The organism is Adhaeribacter aquaticus DSM 16391 (assembly GCF_000473365.1).
In the GTDB taxonomy this organism is placed as follows: domain Bacteria; phylum Bacteroidota; class Bacteroidia; order Cytophagales; family Hymenobacteraceae; genus Adhaeribacter; species Adhaeribacter aquaticus.
In genome coordinates, this window is record NZ_KI421517.1 from 1,814,948 (window position 1) to 1,836,697 (window position 21,750).

Consider the following 21,750-nt stretch of genomic DNA (forward strand, 5'->3'; position numbering starts at 1 on the left):
TAAACTCAATACTAATTACTTTACCTTTAATTATCCTCCTGCTTTTTTAGCTTTATAATTGGCGGCTATAAGTATCTGTAATATTTTATCTCTGAAATCACCCTGAATTACAACTTCCCCGTCTTTTACCGAACCACCTACGCCACATTTATTTTTTATTAGTTTACCTAATTCTTTCAAATCATCTTCCTGCCCCACAAAACCGGTAACTAAAGTAACTTGTTTGCCGGCCCGTGCTTTTTTATCGAGCATTACTTTTAAGTTCTGTTGCTGCGGTGGTAATGTCTGAACTTGCTCATCCGCATCATATTGATATTCAAAATCCGGATTAGTAGAAAAAACTACCCCTTCCCGGCCTTTCTTTTTCTTATCTTTCATATTTGAGGTATTAATACTTTTAATGCTAACGGCATCACTTTTATCTTAAACGTATTGGCTTCACCTATGTATTCGCCGTCAGCATGGTATTTAAAAACATCCGGACTTTCTACCAGCACTTCATTTGTTTTAAAATAAGTTACATCGCTGGAAGTAGCAATGCTTTTGGTTATTAGCCCATAACTTAGAGCTAAAGCTTGGCGGTAATTTAACTCCTGAATTAAGCATACATCTAAAAATCCATCCCGGATATCGGCCATGGGAGCTATATAAGCATTATTCCCATATTGAGAAGCATTGGCAAATGCCACCACAAAGCATAAAGTCTCCAGTTTCTGGCCGTTTATATGTAAATAAACAGGTTTGGGCTTAAATTTTAAAAACTCCTGAAACACTAACCGCACATATGTTTGCAGGCCACGTTTGGTGCTTGCCGCAAATACGGAGCTAACGTGCGCATCAAATCCGATACCTGCGGTACAGAAAAAAGGATGCTCATTTATGCTGCAAGAATCGATCTGCGAAATATAGTATTGATTAATAATAGCAATGGCCTGGGGAATATGCATCGGAATTTCCAAATGGCGGGCCAGTCCGTTACCTGATCCTCTCGGCAATATGGCTAATGCCGTATTGGAGTATACTAATCCACGGGCTACCTCATTTACAGTACCATCGCCCCCAACTGCACATACAACAGGAATGCCTTTAAAAGCAGCATCTCTTGCTAATTCCGTGGCATGACCGGCATACTCTGTTACCCTTATTTGGCATTCAAACTTTTCCTGATCCAGGAATTGGTGCAAAAGCGCAGGCACATCAACCTTGGTTGCTGCACTACCAGATGTAGGGTTGATAATAAATAATATTTTTACCCGCATGCGTTTTTGCTTTTCTTGCTATTTTAAAACAAAACAGCCCATACAAGATGGGCTGTTTTGTTTTGTACCAGAATGGATATTAACCAGCGATTAAAGAAATTAAATCAGCCGCACGGTTAGAATAACCAGACTCGTTGTCGTACCAGCCAACAACTTTAACTAAAGTATCGCTTACTGAAGTTAAAGCAGAGTCAAAAATACAAGAGTGGGTATTACCAACGATATCGATAGAAACAATCGGATCTTCCGTGTATTCCAGAATACCTTTGAATTCACCTTCAGCAGCAGCTTTAAAAGCAGCATTGATTTCAGCTTTAGTAGCTGGTTTCTTTAAAACAGCAGTTAAGTCAGTTAATGAACCAGTTGGAACCGGAACACGCATAGCAATACCATCTAATTTACCGTTCAGGTGAGGCAATACTAAACCAACCGCTTTAGCAGCACCAGTAGAAGTAGGTACAATGTTTAAAGCAGCAGCACGGGCTCTTCTTAAATCAGAGTGAGGGCCATCGTGTAAGTTCTGATCAGAAGTATACGCGTGAACAGTAGTGATATAACCTTTCTCTAAACCGAAAGCATCGTCTAACACTTTAGCCATTGGGGCTAAGCAGTTAGTAGTACAAGATGCGTTAGAAAGAATGGTTTCAGAACCAGTTAATATATTCTGGTTTACACCTAATACTACCGTTGGGATGTTACCTTTTGCCGGAGCGGAGATAACTACCTTTTTTGCACCAGCTTCTAAGTGTCCGCCGGCACCTTTTTCGTCAACAAACCGACCAGTAGATTCTAATACTACATCTACTCCTAATTTACCCCAAGGAAGGTTTTTAGGATCACGCTCAGCAAAAACCTCAATACGCTGTCCATTTACAGTTAAGCTTTGCTCATCTGCTGATACAGTACCATTGAATCTACCGTGAACCGAATCATACTTTAATAAGTGTGCTAATGTATTATTATCGGTTAGGTCATTAATACCTACCACTTCTACATTTTCTTTTTCAAGGAGTGCCCGGAAGGTTAGTCTACCAATACGACCAAATCCGTTTATTGCAACTTTAATTTTTGCCATTTTTACAAATGTTTAATGGGTTAATAAATTTGGGGCGAAGTTATCATTCTAGTATATTCAAAACAAATAAAAATTTTTGTATCTCTTTTTGAGATACTTGCATTGTTTTACAAGTTTTTTTGAAAAAATGTTTTGCAGAGAAAAAAACACCCTCTATATTTGCACCATCAAAACGAAACAAGGACGTCAGATAAACAAAACGGCCCGTTCGTCTAGGGGTTAGGACACCAGATTTTCATTCTGGTAACAGGGGTTCGATTCCCCTACGGGCTACTAAAAGCCGCTCTTCTTATAAAGGGCGGCTTTTTTATTTCCCAGACACCCCACTTTACACCAAACCTCCAGTTTTTCTAAATAATCCTTTTAGATACCTATAGTCTACTTATTCAATATTTAATTTTTAAACCCTACCTTTGTGGCTTGAAAAAAAATAAGCATGCTTCACTTCTTTTCTAGTCAGCCTGATACAGTTTACGCCTTACAAAGCGAAGGTGAACTGAGTGCCACAGACATTTCAAAACTTGAATGGCTTTTCGGGAACGCCATATTAGAGCAGGGAAAAACTCTAAGTGGTTTTTTTATTGGTCCACGGGCTGCTATGATTACGCCCTGGAGTACCAATGCCGTGGAAATAACCCAAAATATGGGCATCCAGGGAATTATCCGAATTGAAGAATTTAAAATAGTAACCGAAGATTTCAAAGATTTTGACCCAATGCTTTCCCAAAAGTATAATGGTTTGGATCAGGATATCTATGATATACACATAAAACCGGAGCCTGTGCTGCCGGTTACCGATATTGCTGCCTACAATAAACAGGAAGGGCTATCGCTTAGCGAGGAAGAAGTTGATTATTTAAATAATCTTTCCGAAAGAGTTGGCAGACCGCTTACTGATTCTGAAGTGTTCGGATTTTCACAAGTGAACTCAGAGCACTGCCGCCACAAAATCTTTAATGGTAAGTTTGTGATTGATGGCGAAGAAAAGCCAACTTCACTATTTAAATTAATTCGCAAAACATCAGAGGCCAATCCGAACGATATAGTTTCGGCTTACAAAGATAATGTGGCTTTTGTGAAAGGGCCAGTGGTGCAACAGTTTGCGCCAAAACGTGCCGATATCCCTGATTTTTACCAGGTAAGTGAATTCGAATCAGTTATTTCTATAAAAGCAGAAACGCACAATTTCCCAACTACAGTAGAACCATTCAATGGTGCCGCTACCGGAGCCGGAGGGGAGATTCGTGACAGACTGGCCGGTGGTCAGGGAGCACTTCCGCTTGCCGGAACAGCTGTTTACATGACGGCTTTGTCGCGCCTCGAGCAGGACCGCCCATGGGAAAAAGCAACGCAGGAAAGAAAATGGCTGTACCAGACGCCGATGGATATCCTGATAAAAGCTTCTAATGGTGCTACAGACTTCGGGAATAAATTTGGGCAGCCACTTATTACAGGATCTGTTTTAACTTTTGAACACGACGAAAAAGCAGATGCGTTGGAAGTCCCAAGAAAACTAGGTTATGATAAAGTTATTATGCTGGCCGGTGGCGTAGGCTACGGCAAAGCCAGCCAGGCGCAGAAACAACATCCTAAAACCGGCGATAAAATTGTGATCCTCGGTGGTGAAAACTACCGCATTGGTATGGGCGGGGCAGCCGTATCCTCTGCTGACACCGGCGAACACGGCACTGGCATTGAATTAAATGCCATCCAGCGCTCTAACCCCGAGATGCAGAAACGTGCTGCCAACGCTATTCGTGGCATGGTAGAGAGTGAGCATAACGCCATTGTTTCTATCCACGATCATGGTGCCGGCGGCCACTTAAACTGCCTCTCTGAATTAGTAGAAGAAACAGGCGGTAAAATAGACTTAGATAAATTACCAGTAGGCGACCCTACCCTATCTGCCAAAGAAATTATCGGTAACGAGTCGCAGGAGCGTATGGGTCTGGTGATAGGTGAACAAGATGTTGCCACCCTGCAAAAGATAGCGGACAGGGAACGTTCTCCAATGTACACGGTGGGCGATGTGACCGGCGACCACCGTTTTACTTTTGAGTCAGCTTCCACCGGCCAGAAACCAATGGACCTGGCCCTAAGCGACATGTTTGGAAGCTCCCCTAAAGTAGTAATGAATGATAAGACAGTTAACAGAACCTATCAGCCCGTTACTTATGATAAAAACCAATTGCCTACTTACCTGGAGCAGGTATTGCAATTGGAAGCCGTAGCCTGCAAAGACTGGCTTACAAACAAAGTAGACCGTTGCGTGGGTGGCCGTGTGGCAAAACAACAATGTGCTGGTCCGCTGCAGTTACCACTGAATAACTGCGGTGTAATGGCTTTAGATTTCCAGGGCATAGAAGGTATTGCTACCTCCGTTGGACACGCCCCTATTTCGGCTCTGATTGATCCGGCAGCCGGTAGCCGTAATGCTATTGGTGAGTCCTTGTCGAACATTGTATGGGCTCCGTTAAAAGATGGCCTGCAAAGTGTTTCGCTTTCTGCCAACTGGATGTGGGCATGTAAGAACGAAGGCGAAGACGCCCGTTTGTACAAAGCCGTGGAAGCTTGTTCCGAGTTTGCGATTGCCTTGGGCATCAACATTCCGACCGGCAAAGACTCGCTATCCATGAAGCAGAAGTATAAAGAAGAGGACGTTATTGCGCCTGGTACGGTTATTATTTCTGCTGGAGGAAACTGCAGCAACGTACGCCAGGTTGTAGAGCCAGTATTGCAGCGCGATGGCGGTAACATTTATTACATCAACCTTTCAAACGATACCTACAAATTAGGCGGTTCGTCTTTTGCGCAGGTAGTAAACAAAATAGGTAACGAAACACCTGATATCACTGACGCACAGCAATTCAAGAATACTTTCAATACCTTACAAGGCTTGATCAAAGAAGGCAAAATAGAAGCAGGTCATGATATTGGTAGTGGCGGTTTGATCACGACCTTGCTGGAAATGTGTTTTGCTGATAATAACTTGGGCGCTACCATTGATTTAACTTCACTGGAAGAAGCAGACAGTGTGAAAGTACTTTTCGCTGAAAACATAGGTGTGGTATTCCAGGCATCGGCTGACGTAGAAGCAACTTTACAAGCGAATGGAGTTTCGTTCTACAAAGTAGGCACCAGCACTTCTTCTGCCACCCTGGAGTTAAAAAACGGCGAGGATTCCTACAGCTTCGATATTGCTCAGTTACGGGATACCTGGTTTAAAACCTCTTACCTGCTGGACATCAAGCAAAGCGGCCCGGAAAGCGCCAAAGAGCGTTTCGAGAATTACAAGAAGCACGAACTGCTCTACAAGTTCCCGGAAGGGTTCGACGGCAAAAAACCAGTAATTGATTCTTCCAAGCCAAAAATAAAAGCAGCTATTATCCGCGAAAAAGGAAGTAACTCTGAACGTGAAATGGCCAATGCTATGTACTTGGCCGGCTTCGACGTGAAAGACGTGCACATGACGGACCTGATCTCCGGCAGAGAAACGCTGGAAGATATTCAGTTCATTGGCGCGGTGGGTGGCTTCTCTAACTCCGATGTTTTGGGCTCCGCCAAAGGATGGGCTGGTGCCTTTATGTACAACGAAAAAGCCAAAACAGCACTGGAGAACTTCTTCAAACGCGAAGACACTTTATCGGTTGGTATCTGCAACGGCTGCCAACTGTTTGTGGAGTTAGGCCTTATCCACCTGGACCACGACAAGAAGCCTAGAATGCACCATAACGTGAGCCAGAAGCACGAAAGCATCTTCACTTCGTTGACCATCAAGGAAAACAAATCAGTGATGCTTTCCAGCTTGGCCGGAAGCACGCTGGGTGTTTGGGTATCGCATGGCGAAGGTCGTTTCAGCTTACCACTTGTAGAAGATAAGTATCAGATTGTTTCGAAGTATGCATACGAAACGTATCCTGCCTGCCCAAATGGCTCCGACTACAACACCGCCATGCTCTGTGACGAAACCGGCCGTCATTTGGTAATGATGCCGCACATTGAACGCTCGCTCCTTCAGTGGCAGTGGGCGCATTATCCGAAAGGCCGCCAAGATGAAGTATCTCCTTGGATGGAAGCTTTCGTGAATGCCAGAAAATGGCTGGAGGCGAACGGGAAATAATCAATAAAAGTCCGAAAGACGTAGAGTACGGTAGATAAACTTACTTTTTTAATAAACTAAAGCGCCCTTCCAAACTTAATTTTGGAAGGGCGCTTTAGTTTATTAAAGTTTATAAGGTGTCTGTTCTTTACCCTTTTCCTAATGGCAGTGTCTAATTATCTTCAATTAACTTGATAACAACTTTTAAATTATTTTATAATATTCTTTCTTAAATAGAATTTTTGCCTTGAGCACCTATTTTCCTCTTCCATCATATCTTTTTATTACAACAGGCATAAAAAGAACTGGACCTAAAGCCAAATAGGCTCATCACATAGTAAAATGTTGAATTCTCTAGTAAAATAATTTCTTAATCCTCATCATTTATAATTCCGCCACCGACAAATTATTAATATTTTTCATAATTATGGATACATATACTCCTGAAAGTAAAGCTCTTGTTATTTATTTATAAAAATATAACCAAAACATTTTTGAATTTTAAAACTATTACCTACTTTTGCAGCACAATTCAAGACGGCCCGTTCGTCTAGGGGTTAGGACACCAGATTTTCATTCTGGTAACAGGGGTTCGATTCCCCTACGGGCTACTAAAATAAAAGAGGAAAGCAAATTTGCTTTCCTCTTTTATTTTAGTAGAATTAACTACCTCCTCCTTTACCTATATCTAATATTTGTCTAACTTTTTCCTAACTTAACTGATAGTTTAATCTAGAAGTTACTACAAATATTCTTGCTGCTTCTTTGACATAAACACTTCCCTAACTCCATTATTTTAACTTCCTTACTTAAAATGGTCAGGTAACAGTTTATTATTCTACCTCTTAATTAGGCATCTTTACCTCAATTGAAATTCATAAAGCTAATTAAAGGCCCTTATATTTTACAGACTAATAAAGAACTTCCATAAAAGGAATATTTTAATTTTAATTTTATTAAATTTACTTTATAATTTTAATTTGATTAAATTTCCTAATTTAAAAGCCTAAAGGATAAGTACTTAATTTATACTTATATTAGCTTTATAAACTGGAGTTTATTAACTCCAAAATATATGTATCCTGTATTATTAAATTTACCAACTTACTCTCAACAAAAAGCATTAATAATCAGAAGCAGATCTATTAAACTACTATGTACCCTGCTACATAAATAGCTCTGCCTTCTTTTGAAGGTATACATACACATTTTATTTGCACTTCTTCTAATTCTATAAAATAAAAGCCTTTAACCATAAGCCCAAATTATTATTCTTACTAAAATGCCAGAAAGACAAGATATTATCACTGCTGTAAAGAATTTAGATCTTTCTCTTCAGACTCCTAGCCTTAAAGGATCTAGCGTTCGCTTCAATAAAAATGGCAGCCCGGAAGCTATCTGGGGAAATCATAACATGGTTTTTGAACTTACAAAAGACGCTAAAAAGTGGGCTTTCAGGGTATGGCATCTTGGTTCGGGAGATAACACCAAAAGATATCAGGCTATCGCTAATTACCTTAAGAAACAAAATATTAACTATTTTTTAGATTTTAATTTTGAGGAAAAAGCTTTATTGGTAAAAGATGAATTAGTTGATATTTCCTGGATAGAATGGGTAGATGGCCTTTTATTAAAAGATTTCATTGAACAAAATCTCAATAATAAGTCTGCTTTAGACAAATTGGCTGAAGATTTTAGAATCATGTGCCAGGACTTAAAGAAGCATCAGATTTCGCATGGTGATTTGGAAGCAGGAAATATCATGGTTGACCGAACCGGCAAATTAAAACTAATAGATTATGATGCCGTTTGTGTTCCGGAAATGGAAGGTTTGAAAGAACTGGTAACAGGTTCAAAGGGCTACCAACATCGTTCCCGGTTTCTTTTTAGTAAAACCAATTTAAAAGCCGACCATTTTTCTGAATTAATCATTTACCTTTCCATTGTGGCTATTGCCGAGGAACCAGGCCTATGGGATAAATATCAACTGAAGGGTTCCTCTACCATGCTTTTTCAGGATAATGACTTTACTAAACTTGAGGCTTCCCAAGTATATAAAGACCTGCATGGATTATCCGGGAAGGTTGATTCTTTATTGGAAATCCTGAATGAGTACTTAGAAGAAAATTCTTATCTCCGATTAAGAACGTTCTATAACCGGGTGTGTGAATCATGTGGAGCTCAAGTTGTAAATGGAAGAGCCGTTAGCTCTAACCTGGAAGCCGATGTGGAAAGGTTGAAAGATCAGAATCGTTTACTTCAAAAAGAGGCAAATCAACTTCGCAATACCAAAAAGAAAGCTAAATTTCCGGGTTATGCCATTGCTGCTTCACTGGTGGTTGGCATTGTATTCTTTTTTGCGGGTAGGGTCACGTCCAATGGCGGGGAAAGTTCTCCAACTCCTGCTGCTGAACAGGAAACCCCAGCTGTACTTGCCACAAATGTAAATGAAGAAACTTTAGATGAAGTTATTGAGATTCAGCCTTTGCTGATTAAGGAAATTAAATTTGAAAACAGTAAAACAACCAATATTTCTCCTAATACTTTTAAATCAGGGGAGTTACGTAATCTTGTCCCTGTTTTAGAAGTTTTACCTTTGATGAGTAGTGGAGAAATAACCGTTCAATGCAAAATTATAGATAACAATAATAATGTTTGGAAGGCACCTAATTCTAAGTACACCTATTATACCCGGGTAAGTGTAGATTCAGATACCAGAAACCTTAAATTAAAAGGCTATCCGGCCAATTATCCTCCTGGAAAATACATCTTTGAAGCTTGGGTAAATGAGCGACATATTGGCACCGGCGTATTTCGGGTTGTACAATAAGGATGTAAACCAAACTTTTATTCCCTTATTTATCCCTTTCTGATTTATTTTTGAAGCTTATCGAGTTATGCGCAGATCACTACCTATCAGTTTATTAGTTTTTTTACTGTTAGGCATTTTATTAGCTTATTCGTGCCAGGAAAAAGAACAGCCTGGTACTGCTACTATCATGACGGAGGCAATAATAGATATAGAACCAACTGCCGCCAAGGTGCCCGTAACCTTAACTGTTTTAGGTAGCTTCATAATAACTCAGAAAGGGGTATGTTACTCAACTAGTCCCAATCCAACAATCTCGGATCTTAAAACTACTGAAGGGAGTGAAAACGGCTCCTTTAGGAGTGTACTTACAGGATTAACTCCCGACACCAGGTATTATGTCCGGGCTTATTTTTTGGACAATGCAGGTACGCCTACCTATGGTAATGAACTTTTATTTACCACTGCTAAAGAACAGCCGCTCACAATCGCTACAGAGCAGGTCACTAACATAACAGAAACCACGGCTAATTCCGGAGGCGTAATTACGAGGCGAAACAACGAAACTATCATAGCCAAGGGGGTTGCCTGGAGTACTTCTCCTAATCCAACAATAGCAGAATTTAAGACAAATGACGGAACATCGGCTGATGCATTTACAAGCATCTTAACTGATCTGATTCCTAATACTACCTATTACGTGAGGGCTTATGCCACCACCAATACCGGCACTGCTTATGGAAATCAAGTTTCTTTTAAAACTTTACCTCCTGTAAATTTAACTGTTAACACTGCTCTAGCCACCAATCTTACACCAACATCAGCTACTACTGGGGGAACGATATCAGGAGTAGGCACGGAAAGGGTAGCAAGTCGGGGCATTGTTTGGGGTACTACAACAAATCCGACCCTTAACAACAATAGAGTTACCAGTGGTACCGGACTAGGCTCATTTGTAAGTATAATCGAAAATCTGATCCCAAACACTACTTACTATGTAAGAGCATTTGCCACCCTAGATAATGGGCAAACTTTTTACGGTTCGGAGGTCTCCTTTACCACTCCTCCTTTATTTCTTGCCACTATTACAACAGCTAATGCCACTAACATTACGGCTACGTCTGCTGTGTCAGGAGGTACGGTTACTTTAACTAGTGGCACTATTGCGGAGGCAGGCCTTGTTTGGAATAAGGAAGGAACACCTACTATATTCAACAATAAAATTACCAATGGTAACGCTAGTGGCTCTTTTACCAGAACTATTAGTGACCTGGAGCCGCGCACCACTTATCATGTTCGAGCCTATGCTACTTCCATCACTGGCATTACTCTTTATGGCAACGAAATTGTTTTCACAACTGATTCGCATCTGGAAGTAACTTTAACGACAAAACAAGCTACTGCCATTACGCCTACTTCTGCTCAAACCGGTGGCACCCTTACAACCACTGGCTCAGGTTCTATAACGGCAAAAGGAGTTGTTTACAGCACCTCTCCGCAACCTACCATTGCCGACAGCAGAACCTCTGATGGCAGCGGCAGCGGCGAATTTACCAGCTCGCTTTCCGGCCTGGCCAGCAGCACCACTTACTATATCAGAGCTTACGCCACTACCAGTGCCGGTACCACTTTCTATGGTAACCAGGTCAGCTTTACTACGCTGGAAACAGGTAATGGAGGTGGAGGACAATCCGGTAATAAAGATGAAGACACGGATGAAGAGGAAGACACGGAAACAGACAATTTAACACCTTTACGTTAATCATCTCCTGAACTATGTGTCAGAATGTTTAGTTGAAAATCAGCTACCTTTTCAGGAGTAGTCAGAAGCAAGTAGATAGTTAAAAAGATTTTATAAAACATGTAAAATAAAAAGACCAACCTCATATGAGGTTGGTCTTTTACCAGTAGATCTATTATAACCTACATTTTTCTGGAAACTGAAATAATTGGGCCGAACTCCCCCCCTAATTCATCCGGGCTTTTATCCCATAAATACATTTTGGAGATAGCACCATCTAAGAATAAAGCGTTTTTACAATTGAATATTTCTTTGAAAAATAATGCAAAATCATAAAAGTTGATTGGTTGTTTGGTTATTACAAACATCACCTTCTTTTCAGAAAGAATTCCAACACCACTTCTAATATATAAACTCTTCGAACCTTCTAAAAAAGCATTATGCATAACTCCCCCCTTAATCAACATGGGCCCGGATTGGGTGGCTAATTTTGGCTGAAGGGTTTTATTTCTAAGAGCTGTTCGGTAAGCTTCTGTATCTAAAATAAGTGGCTTATTTTTACCATCCAGCACAAAAACCCCGTTGGGTTTCAAATAAAAATTAGCATCCCGACGCCCCGGATTTGTATCGAGCGGATATAACAAAGACTTTTCTTCAATATAAACCCCTACCGGCTCATAGGTTGGAGTAAACATACCGGCATTAGTAATCATTAAAGGGGTTAAGCTTTTTGATTCTAAATATTCTTTGACTGCTCCCAGACTATAAAAATTACTACCCCCCGGGCGTTTCAGGTGCAATTTTATTTCATCCTTCTCTAAATCTGCAATAAAAACCAAAAAGGTGTTGCCTTTAAAATCAATACTTTTACTTCCCTCAGCATGAAGAGCCGATTCCTGAAGTTTAGTAAGTTGGTTTCTTGTTAAAGAATCTACCTGGGCTTTATTTTCTAAAAGACTTTTCTTTTCGTTTTGTTTCTCCTCCAGTAAGGCCTTAACAGGTAATGAAGAAGGTTTTCGTTGGTCACTCCGGACAGTATGAATCAAGTTGCTTCTCTTGCTTCCTTTTATTTCTCTTTTTAATTTTCCAACAGGTTGTTCGTCTCTTAATAAGGTTGTAAGAGGCCAAATATCTGCATTAATAGCCAGAATTTCCTGGTCAATTACTTCGCTCCTTTTTTGTAACTCCTGATAAGTGTTTAATATAGACTCAAATTCATCACTTGTTTCTTGTTCGTAAAAATTGGACTGGTCTAAATTTAACTCTGTCTCATTTGGTGAGGAGATTTCCATAGCTCCCAGCAGTAATGTAGAAAAACAAAATAAAGAACCTACTATTACCCAATTAGGCTTAGCTTTCATGGTTTATTTCAAAAATATTATAAAAGAGGGCATATGATTATTAACTTTTTTACTCATAGTAATAAGCCAACAAATTCACAGCTTTGATCAACTCTTTCTCTCCTTTGATTTCTTTGTATTGGGAACCATCATGTTTAAATAACTCCAGCACATCCTGCCCGCCAGTATCCAAGTTAACCATGAAAGCAACTTTCATATATTTAAAGCCATTCAAGAAAGCCAACACTTTTTTTGCGCCATCATACAAGGTTGTATGAACCGGATATTGCACTATTACATGAACTTTGTTTCCATCTTCATCTTCCCCTACCGCTAAAAACCTGCGTTTGTACTTTTCCTTAGATGAGGTTTGTTCATCAATGGTTAACTTATTTTGGTGGGCCAACAAGTGTGTCTGAAAAACAGTAGCATTTTGTTTTTTAGACCATTCTGTAAAAGTAATGTTATCCGGAGCTGACTTTCTTAAGTTTAATTTTTTACCACTTGAAATTCCACCTCCCATTAATGTTAAGTTTCCTTCGTCCAGGTTAGACACCACAATTCCGCCCGTATTATAAACAATTACCAAGCCGTCAAATTTGTTAGACAAACGCGGATTAACAACAACTCCATTATCAATAGTTAAACCTTCTGGCCTGTAAAGTCCATTACTGGTTCTGGTCATATAGGTTCCGCTAGACACCACAATCATATTTTTGTTGTTCGACCATTTTTTATAGCGCTGGTAGGGTGTATTCCCGGCATTATCCGATGCAGCAAAGTATTTAGCTTTTATTTTTTCAGATTCCCGCTTCATATAAATGCAGAAGTAGGTTTCGTTTTTAAACTGTACTTTAGAAATGTTTACTAATGAGGCATCATATCCGGAACCGGAAGTAGCGTGTTTATCTAAAAAAGTAAAAGACGTAAAAAGTAAAAAGAGGCCTAAAAATCTAAAAATGTTCTTCATAAGTTTTTTATGAAATAAATTCTAACTAGAATAAAATAAGGTAAGACAAATAATAAGGCCAGAAGCACCATCGAGACTTTAAAACTTGGTCCTGTACTATACCAAAATTTATTAAATAAGTACAGCCACTCCTCGCCGTTTATATAGAATATAATCTTTTCAATTTTAGTTTCTTTAACAGTAACATAATATCCTTTTTCCTGACACCGGGTAAGCAAATATTTAAATTTAAAATTATAGGTAATAGATCTATTTATTTCCCCGTAACTATCTAAAGCATTGGTAATATGGTTCATCCAGAAACCATATATGCTTTGGTAAAAAGGTAAATTAGTGGAGGTGAATTGAGAATAGGCATTAAATTTTTCGGCCCATTGCATTTGCCTTATAAGTGAATCAAGATCAGGCTTAACGGATGTGCCCATTCTTTCCTCTAATTTAGTAGTTAAGGCATTTACAATAATCTCCTGATTTACAGAGAAGCCTTCTGGCTTAATAATTTTATTTTCCGGAAACAAGGAATCCAGCTTAGCCAAATCCTGCTGAATGGCTAGAATATCACAATAATTTGCGGAGTCTAAGTATTGCTGGTAAGGAAACCTTTCATATAAATTCCGGCTGCTGATGCCTTCCAGATCATTAAAATTAAAACCAGGCAATGGCAGACAAACTTCCTCCTCCGGCACCTCTCCGGAAAAATCACTTCGAAGAGCCAAAACAAAAATTATACTAACTAAAGCAATAAAGGGAATTAAGAAGAGTAGAAGAACTTTCCCTAACTTATTAATAATTTTCATTTAAGAATATAAAACAGGCTAAACGCTACCCTATCAAACTATTTGTTTTTACCTAAACCAATTTTTATTATAAATTAATGATACCTGGTAGTTAATATTTTTGTACTTGTTCGGGTCAGCACTAAAAATACTTGGAGGTGGTGGAGACGTAATATCAAATTCTAATTTGCAGATATTATGAAGCCAATAAACTAAGCCGAATCCTCCTACCCAATGCTTTTCACCATCTACCTGATGCCTGGTAAGGTTATATGTTACATCCAGGTTGTTCCCCCGTCTTATTCTGCTATTCCCGTTATAACTATCAATTCTAATACCTGCACTTATTTTTTCGCGGGAAGTTCGTTTATCATAAATATAGGTTGGAGAAGGAGTAGCATTATTAGTAAAAGTTATGTTATAGTTATTGGCAAAAGTACTTTGTCCAACTTTAATAAGGCCTTTAAACATTTCACCACCTACCGCAACTTCACTACCCAAGTATAATTTGGAATAGGAATACTTCTCTTGAAAGGAAGAATTATCTCCTAAAGTTTTATCCCCGCCCGAAAGACTTAAAGGAGAAATCCCGGTTGAGAAGGAGGATGTGAAACCTACACTTACCTTTTCTTTAATATAAGGATGAAAAACAAGCTCCCCTTTCACACCCACTCCCTGCATATCTATATTAGTAGCGCTATAACTGGTGAAGTTATTGTCGCTTTCAGCAGAAACGTTATATCTTCCAAATTCCGCGTATTGTAATCCTTCCAATCCTACGCCAACGCCTAAATGCCGTACTTTTCCTGTTGTTGTTGTTGGAAAGGAATTTTGAAAATAGTTAGCAGGAAATCCAAATCTACGTCTGGTAGCAGCAGGTGCAGGTGCTGGAATGGCTGCAACAATATTCAACTGCTTTACCACTACCGTAACCTGTGCACATTCTGTTACTTCCGATATTCTTTCTGCACGTACAAAATAAGTGGTAGTTTCTGAAGGATTAACACTAATGGTATTTCCGTTTCCTATATTAGTACCACCACAGGCTTTTTCATACCAAACCCATTTTGCTCCTTTTGCTAAAGGCCCTCCTACCACTTGTAAAAGTGAAAGGGTTCCTGCTACAATTTCTGTGTTGCCAGTTATTTCGGCAGGTGCCTTTAATTGTTCTTTTATACCAGATTCTTTAATATAATTTTCAGAAACAACTACATTATAAAATTTTACCTCCAAACTAGAAGCATTAAAGTTATAATCTAAATTTTCTACGGGTACACCATCTGATTCTCCTCCACCATTTTTCCCAATTTCAATAGAACTTGTCTGATACCTCAATACCCCATTGCAGTCTTTATAGTCAAACGTCCAGTTTAAAAATGTGGGTATTGGTTTATATTTCCCAGTTACTTTTGTATGAAACTGAAAAGGTCTTGCATTAGGAATACATTTACTTCGGGGATAGTAAAATTGAACCTCCACCTTAAGATCGGTATCCTCATAAACTTTTAACCATTCTTGCCATCCTGACCTTACTTGTCCAAAAGATGTAAAGCTGAAAAGAAGAAAAAACAAAAGGAGTCTAAACTTAAACATCCCTTACCGTATTTTTAATGTTTCTTTTATTCATTCCCATAAAATTAAGAATAATCTTTCTAATTATTAAAGTAAAGGACTTCTTAAAATGCTATCTCTTTTCATACTTCCTTACTTATTTAAAGTAACCAATAATTTATAAATCATTTAAATGACATTCCACCTATCATACAGTTTATAATATTCCTATATAAATCAAATAGCTATTTTTATTTTGCATTAACTAAAGTTTGATGAGAGTTTAATTTAGCTATAGAAACCTATCCTATCAGAAGCCAGCCTTATACTACTATGGCTGCGTTACCAATACTTAAGCTATTTTTGAAAAGAAAATGTTAGCTAATTTATGGTAGGACGATTAGAAATTAGACTAAGGGCTAACTTTAAAAATAGTGCTTAAAGGGAAACCAGTAATATTTATTTCTCCTTTAAATATAAGTGCTATACAATAACCATATTTATAAAGGTTTTGGCAAAATGCGGAGTGACAGGATGAATAATTAGATAAGCAGCCAAAAGAGGCAGTAAACAGGAGCGGTAGAAAAGCAGAAGAGCTAACGGAACCTTTTCACTTTAGCAGCTTTAACGCTTTCGCTGACTGCTGGTGAATTTGTTCTGTTAGCTCCTTTAGTAGCTTTATTTGTAGTGCTTTCCTTAGTAGGCGTTCTCACTGCCCCGGATCGCCTGCCACACCGTCAAAAACACAATCTTGATGTCGAGCAGCAACGACCAGTTCTCCAGATACCAGATATCTGCCTCTACCCGCTTGGCCATACTTTCTGTTTCTTTTGTTTCGCCCCGGTAGCCGTTTACCTGCGCCCAACCCGTTATACCGGGTGTAAGGAAGTGACGCACCATGTAGTTCTCTATTTCCCCGGAATAATCTTCTGTATGCTTAAGCATGTGCGGACGAGGTCCCACTACTGACATATCTCCCAGTAACACGTTGATAAACTGCGGCAGCTCATCAATGCTGCTCTTGCGCAGAAAGGCCCCTACTTTCGTTACCCGCATATCCCCTTTCGTAGCCTGCTTGTTATCGGAATCTGCATTAACAGCCATACTCCTGAACTTAAAGCAATAGAAGGGCTGGTTGTTTTTACCGGATCGCAACTGCTTGAAGAAAACCGGTCCTTTGGAATCCAGCTTGATGATCAACCCCACCAGCGGAATAACCCAGCTCAGCACAAACACTAAAATCAGCAGGGAAAAAGAAATATCAAAAATTCGCTTCAGCAGCTCGTTTGCCTTGTTCTCCAGCGGCTCTACCCGCGGGGAAAGAACCGGCAGACGATAATCCGCACTGGAAAGAATATTCTGTGCCAGCAACTCGTTCATGTCCGGCAGCATCCTAAACCGCACCATGTGCTTATCGGCCAGCTGCATGAGCGACTTAATGGTCTTCAGATCTTTATTAGGCAACGCGCAGTACATTTCCCGGATACCGGCAGCACTTACATATGCCATACATTCTTCTACTTTGCCCAGGATGCTGTAGCCGTCCTTGGCCGGAGCTGCATTATTATCAAAGAAACCTTCTACCTTATATCCCAGCTGTGGATTAGAAGAAATATAGTCAGCCATTTTCATGCCTACCGGACCAGCTCCCACAATAACTACTTTGGTAAAGTCCATCCAGAAGCGGCGCTTGGAGCGGCGGATCACCAGGAAGTTGAACTTCCAGAACATAATCAAAAAAGACAGCAGGGCAACTGAATGCAAAGTAAATTCAAACGGAAAGCTGAAACGCGGAAAAAGCATTCCTAAGCCAAAAGCCGCACAGAAATACAGCAACAATACGTACAGCGTATCCAGCATAGTAGGACCCGCATCCCGGTAGATGACATTGTTGTATTGACCAACTATTTTGCTGCAGTAGGCCCAAAACAGGTTTAAAAGCAAAAAGTTCACCTTGTAGTACTCCGGCAAATCGCCTGAAGCCGGATACAGATCATTAACCAGTAAAGCGATAAAAAGGCAAAAGTTTAAGAGAAAATAATCCGTCAAGACATTGATCCACTTAAACAACGTTCTGTATTTGTTTGCCATACCCTTATTGAAAATATAAACTCACTCCTTATTACCTGATCTATTTGTACACTAAGTTAATGCTTTATAAGCAGATGCCAAACTTTTGTTGCAAAAATTAACAAATCCTTGATATTATCATATAATATATTCAACAAATCATCACTACCATTGAATTTATTATATATTTACATAACAAGCTACCTTTAAATTATAATAAATAGGTTAAAATAACGTTATGTTTATATTATTAATTTTTTAATTTAGAGTTTCAAACAATTACTCTTAGCCAGTATTTTACCGGTATTTGTTTCTTTTATCCATCCTGTTTTAACTTTTCTATATCAAAAAAATGCTAATCAATTTTATGAATTAATTAGCCAGGTATACGAATAATTAAACTTTTAAATAAAATTATAAATTTACACAATTTGAATTTGGAAGGAAAAGTTTTGAAGTCTAATTAATAGCCTAAAATCTTTAATTATAGGTTACCCAAAACCTTAAAAAGACGATTTTAAGCTTAGATTTTAAACCTAATAAGACCTGCATTTTATATTAAGTATAAAGAAGAAAAGGCCTTGATCTCTTGAATATTCCTTTAAATATTCCGTAATACTCCTCTAAATCAAAACAAGCATTTAGAGATGGAGAGATCAGATATTGTTATTGCTACTATTTCCTGGGCAAGAAATGAATCAGAAGAAAAACTATTGCGGGAGGCCTTAACAGAATTGGCAAAATTATCTTTTCAAGTTTTTATTACGGATGGTGGCTCAAGTACGGAATTTCTACAATTCATCAAAAGCCTCCCTCATTTTACCTTACTTAAGCCAGATGAAAAAGGGCTTTGGGCCCAGGCAAAGAAAAGCTTGCAAGCAGCTCAAAATACGAAAAGCCAATTTATTTTATATTCAGAACCTGATAAGTTGAGTTTTTTCAAGGAATTTCTATCCAATTTTATTTCTGATTCACCAAGTCATGAAAAGCTGGGAATTGTTTTAGCTTCCAGAACTACAACAGGCTTTACAAGTTTTCCTGACTTTCAACAAAAAACAGAAACCGCTATAAATGAATGCTGTGCCGAGATACTAAAACAAAAGATTGATTACACTTATGGCCCCTTTATCCTGAACAAAAATTTAGTTCCCTATTTAACTCAGGTGAAAGAAGATATTGGCTGGGGTTGGCGACCTCTTACCTTTGGTTTAGCTCATAGGTTGGGGTGTCAGATTAACTATCAGGCTAAAGATTTTACGTGCCCTTTAGATCAACAAGAGGACACCAAGACAGAACGGATTTACCGAATGAAGCAATTAACCCAAAACATTCAGGGTTTACTACTTTCTACAACAGTGCCCATCTTATCGTAGTTTTTCTTTTATTGTTTATTAACAGGTGAAAACGTTAGAGTGGAAAGAAGGAAAATTAACTTCTGGGATGAAAATCCTTTATAATCTGCTTTAAATAGTCCCGATCCAGATGCGTATAGATTTCGGTAGTCGTAATAGATTCATGACCAAGCATTTCCTGAACGGCTCTTAAATCAGCACCTCCTTCTATTAAGTGAGTAGCAAAAGAATGCCTGAAGGTATGGGGGCTAATTTGCTTCCTGAGTCCTACTTGCTTTGCCAGGTTTTTAATAATGGTAAAAATCATTACCCGGGTTAACTTTGCCCCCCGTCGATTTAGAAATAATATATCTTCGTTCCCTTTTTTAATATTAATATGACAGCGAATAGAATCCAGGTAAATCCGGATATATTTTAAGGCATCCCGCCCGATGGGCACTAATCTTTCCTTATTTCCTTTTCCGGTTACTTTTATAAAACCTAATGGTTCATATAAATAGCTAATTCTAAGGTCTACCAGTTCACTTACCCGTAATCCGGAACTGTAGAGAGTTTCGAGCATAGCCTTATTTCGGGTTCCCTCCGGAGTAGAGACATCAATAGCTGCAAATAATTGTTCAATCTCCTCAAAACTTAACGTATCAGGTAATTTCCGGTCTAGCTTGGGACCTTCTATATTTTCGGTTGGGTCTGCCGAAATTAAATCCTCCATAATCAGGAATTTATAAAAAGCCCTAATGCCTGAAAGGGTCCGGGCCTGGGAATGAGCTGTCATGCCCAATTCATTTACCCAGCCCAAAAATTCCTGGATATATAATGGGTCAATTGTAAGTGGGTTTACTTGATAACCTTTAAGATCCAGAAATTGCACTAACTTCTTGATATCACGCCTATAAGCCTCTACAGAATTACCCGAAAGTGATTTTTCCAGTTGCAAATAAGCTTCAAATTGCTTTATGAGTTGGGTCCAGGCCATGGGTAGTCTTTAATCTGGTAAAGGGCCCATTTAACCAAAGCCCGAAGATTTATAGTAAAAATAATAGTTCAAAGATAGCTATTATGTACCTTTGCGCCTGCATAAATTTTATGGAACTAACCCAGACCTCCACCATGAAGTTACTAATTATTAATGGTCCTAATCTGAATCTCCTTGGCGTCCGCGAAAAGACTGTGTACGGCAACCGATCTTTTGAACATTATTTTGAAGAATTAAAAGCTACTTACCCTGATCTGGAACTGGAATACTTTCAATCTAATACCGAAGGATTATTGATCGATAAAATTCATGAAGTCGGGTTTACCTATAAAGGCATTATTTTGAATGCAGGTGCTTATACCCATACTTCCATTGCCCTGGCCGATGCCATTGGTGCTATTACCACTCCGGTAGTGGAAGTACATATTTCTAATGTTTATGCCCGCGAAGCTTTCCGCCATAAAAGTATGATTGCCCCCCGTTGTCTGGGAAGTATTTGTGGCTTTGGTTTAGAAAGTTACCGGTTGGCGCTGCAATATTTTATAAGTTTAAAGCCGAATAAAGTTGGCTTTGAGGTAAAAACCTCGTAACATTTTTTTGCCAAAATACCTCTTTTAGAATATTTCTAGAACAACACTTAAAAACAAGTATATATAACTGATGCTCACATTTTATCCTGGTCCTGCAAAAGTATATCCGGAAGTTAGAGACTACCTTACCATGGCCTATGATGAGGGAATTCTGAGCATCCCCCACCGGAGTGATCGCTTTGTGCAGCTAAGCAAAAGCCTCGTTACCTTATTGCGCAAGCAACTTAATATTCCGCAAGATTATTACATATATTTTGTCTCGTCGGCGACAGAATGCTGGGAAATTATTGCCCAAAGCCTGACGCTGCAAAAAAGCTATCATTTATATAATGGGGCTTTCGGCGAAAAATGGATGGAATATGCAAAAAAAATTAAGCCAAAAGTAGAGGGGCAGAAGTTTGATATAAATGAAGAACTACCAGTTTCCAGTTTAGATCTTTCTGATGATACCGAACTTATTTGTATTACCCAGAATGAGACTTCAAATGGTACACAAATAAAGGAAACTACCATTCTTAACCTGTTCAACCGCTACCGCGACAAACTTATTGCCGTAGATGCCACTTCCTCTATGGCCGGAGTAGCCCTGAAATACATAAAAGCGGATATTTGGTTTGCTTCGGTGCAAAAATGCTTTGGGCTGCCAGCTGGTTTAGGCATTATGGTTTGCTCGCCGCGCACTATTTTTAGGGCTAAAGAAATCAAAGAAAAAGGGCACTACAACAGCCTGGTTACGTTGTATGAACGGATGCTCAACTACCAGACAACCAATACGCCCAATGTATTAAATTTATATTTATTGCATAAAGTATTGGAAAATCGGGCCGCCATTAAAATTATTGACCAAACTCTGGTTAAACGAGCACAGGACTTATATAATTTTTTTGAACCCTTTACCAATTTTACCCTTCTAATTACTAATCCGGATGTACGTTCAGGTACCGTGGTGGCATTAACGGCTTCAGAGAAAGTAATAGATGAGATTAAAAGGAATGCCTTGCGGAATAATATTATGCTGGGCAATGGTTACGGGACCTGGGCTAAAACTTCTTTTCGAATTGCTAACTTTCCGCAACATACTGAGGATGAGTTTGACATTTTAAAAAGCTTTTTCCTATCTTTTTACAGTTAAAAAGACTGCC

General features: G+C 39.0%; 15 protein-coding genes and 2 tRNA genes. 8 read left to right on the forward strand and 9 right to left on the reverse strand.

All coding sequences use genetic code 11. From position 1 onward, the window contains the following. Positions 1-30 precede the first annotated feature (30 nt). The 3 genes from ADHAQ_RS0110120 to gap all read right to left on the reverse strand — a co-directional run bounded on the left by ADHAQ_RS0110120 (position 31) and on the right by gap (position 2,334). Positions 31-378: a translation initiation factor gene (locus ADHAQ_RS0110120; protein WP_026462833.1), complete on the reverse strand. Its 348-nt coding sequence runs from the start codon at positions 376-378 to the stop codon at positions 31-33. Beyond that, positions 375-1,259, reverse strand: coding sequence for a diacylglycerol/lipid kinase family protein (locus ADHAQ_RS0110125; protein WP_026462834.1), 885 nt, complete (start codon positions 1,257-1,259; stop codon positions 375-377). The genes ADHAQ_RS0110120 and ADHAQ_RS0110125 overlap by 4 nt, the downstream gene beginning before the upstream one ends. Before the next feature lie 79 nt (positions 1,260-1,338). Beyond that, positions 1,339-2,334 carry a type I glyceraldehyde-3-phosphate dehydrogenase gene (gap, locus tag ADHAQ_RS0110130; protein WP_026462835.1) on the reverse strand — a complete coding sequence of 332 codons (996 nt, stop codon included), beginning with the start codon at positions 2,332-2,334 and terminating at the stop codon, positions 1,339-1,341. 201 nt (positions 2,335-2,535) lie between these two features. Here gap and ADHAQ_RS0110135 point away from each other — a divergent pair. The 5 genes from ADHAQ_RS0110135 to ADHAQ_RS0110155 all read left to right on the forward strand — a co-directional run bounded on the left by ADHAQ_RS0110135 (position 2,536) and on the right by ADHAQ_RS0110155 (position 11,004). Continuing rightward, positions 2,536-2,607 (forward strand) — tRNA-Glu (locus ADHAQ_RS0110135). Positions 2,608-2,770: 163 nt separating this feature from the next. Continuing rightward, complete coding sequence (purL, locus tag ADHAQ_RS0110140) at positions 2,771-6,454, forward strand: phosphoribosylformylglycinamidine synthase (RefSeq protein WP_026462836.1); 3,684 nt, start codon at positions 2,771-2,773, stop codon at positions 6,452-6,454. Between the two features lie 518 nt (positions 6,455-6,972). Then, positions 6,973-7,044: transfer RNA gene (locus tag ADHAQ_RS0110145), tRNA-Glu, on the forward strand. 671 nt (positions 7,045-7,715) lie between these two features. Beyond that, complete coding sequence (locus ADHAQ_RS0110150; protein WP_026462837.1) at positions 7,716-9,263, forward strand: AarF/UbiB family protein; 1,548 nt, start codon at positions 7,716-7,718, stop codon at positions 9,261-9,263. A 67-nt stretch (positions 9,264-9,330) separates the two neighbouring features. Continuing rightward, positions 9,331-11,004, forward strand: a complete 1,674-nt coding sequence (locus ADHAQ_RS0110155; protein WP_026462838.1) for a hypothetical protein — start codon at positions 9,331-9,333, stop codon at positions 11,002-11,004. A 161-nt stretch (positions 11,005-11,165) separates the two neighbouring features. Here the strand turns inward: ADHAQ_RS0110155 and ADHAQ_RS27225 are convergent, their stop codons facing one another. The 5 genes from ADHAQ_RS27225 to ADHAQ_RS0110180 form a co-directional block, all read right to left on the reverse strand. Next, a complete protein-coding gene (locus ADHAQ_RS27225; protein WP_051359835.1) occupies positions 11,166-12,344 on the reverse strand; it encodes a phosphodiester glycosidase family protein in 1,179 nt (392 codons plus the stop codon). Positions 12,345-12,393: 49 nt separating this feature from the next. Beyond that, positions 12,394-13,293: a hypothetical protein gene (locus ADHAQ_RS0110165; RefSeq protein ID WP_026462839.1), complete on the reverse strand. Its 900-nt coding sequence runs from the start codon at positions 13,291-13,293 to the stop codon at positions 12,394-12,396. After that, positions 13,290-14,009, reverse strand: a complete 720-nt coding sequence (locus ADHAQ_RS0110170) for a hypothetical protein (RefSeq protein ID WP_157433391.1) — start codon at positions 14,007-14,009, stop codon at positions 13,290-13,292. Before ADHAQ_RS0110170 ends, ADHAQ_RS0110165 begins: the two co-directional genes overlap by 4 nt. A gap of 129 nt (positions 14,010-14,138) precedes the next feature. Beyond that, positions 14,139-15,662, reverse strand: coding sequence for an immunoglobulin domain-containing protein (locus ADHAQ_RS0110175; protein ID WP_034256728.1), 1,524 nt, complete (start codon positions 15,660-15,662; stop codon positions 14,139-14,141). A 654-nt stretch (positions 15,663-16,316) separates the two neighbouring features. Next, a complete protein-coding gene (locus ADHAQ_RS0110180; RefSeq protein WP_026462032.1) occupies positions 16,317-17,711 on the reverse strand; it encodes an undecaprenyl-phosphate glucose phosphotransferase in 1,395 nt (464 codons plus the stop codon). Positions 17,712-18,337: 626 nt separating this feature from the next. Between ADHAQ_RS0110180 and ADHAQ_RS0110185 the strand changes: the two genes are divergently transcribed. Beyond that, positions 18,338-19,063: a hypothetical protein gene (locus ADHAQ_RS0110185; protein ID WP_026462842.1), complete on the forward strand. Its 726-nt coding sequence runs from the start codon at positions 18,338-18,340 to the stop codon at positions 19,061-19,063. A gap of 55 nt (positions 19,064-19,118) precedes the next feature. On the opposite strand, the gene xerD is transcribed toward ADHAQ_RS0110185, so the two are convergent. Continuing rightward, positions 19,119-20,018, reverse strand: a complete 900-nt coding sequence (gene xerD, locus ADHAQ_RS0110190; protein WP_026462843.1) for a site-specific tyrosine recombinase XerD — start codon at positions 20,016-20,018, stop codon at positions 19,119-19,121. Positions 20,019-20,152: 134 nt separating this feature from the next. On the opposite strand from xerD, the gene aroQ reads away from it, so the two are divergent. Together aroQ and ADHAQ_RS0110200 are read left to right on the forward strand one after the other, a co-directional pair. Continuing rightward, entirely contained in the window at positions 20,153-20,608 is a 456-nt protein-coding gene (gene aroQ / locus ADHAQ_RS0110195) for a type II 3-dehydroquinate dehydratase (RefSeq protein WP_026462844.1), read from the forward strand. Positions 20,609-20,678: 70 nt separating this feature from the next. Continuing rightward, positions 20,679-21,740, forward strand: coding sequence for an aminotransferase class V-fold PLP-dependent enzyme (locus tag ADHAQ_RS0110200; protein WP_026462845.1), 1,062 nt, complete (start codon positions 20,679-20,681; stop codon positions 21,738-21,740). Positions 21,741-21,750: the final 10 nt, after the last annotated feature.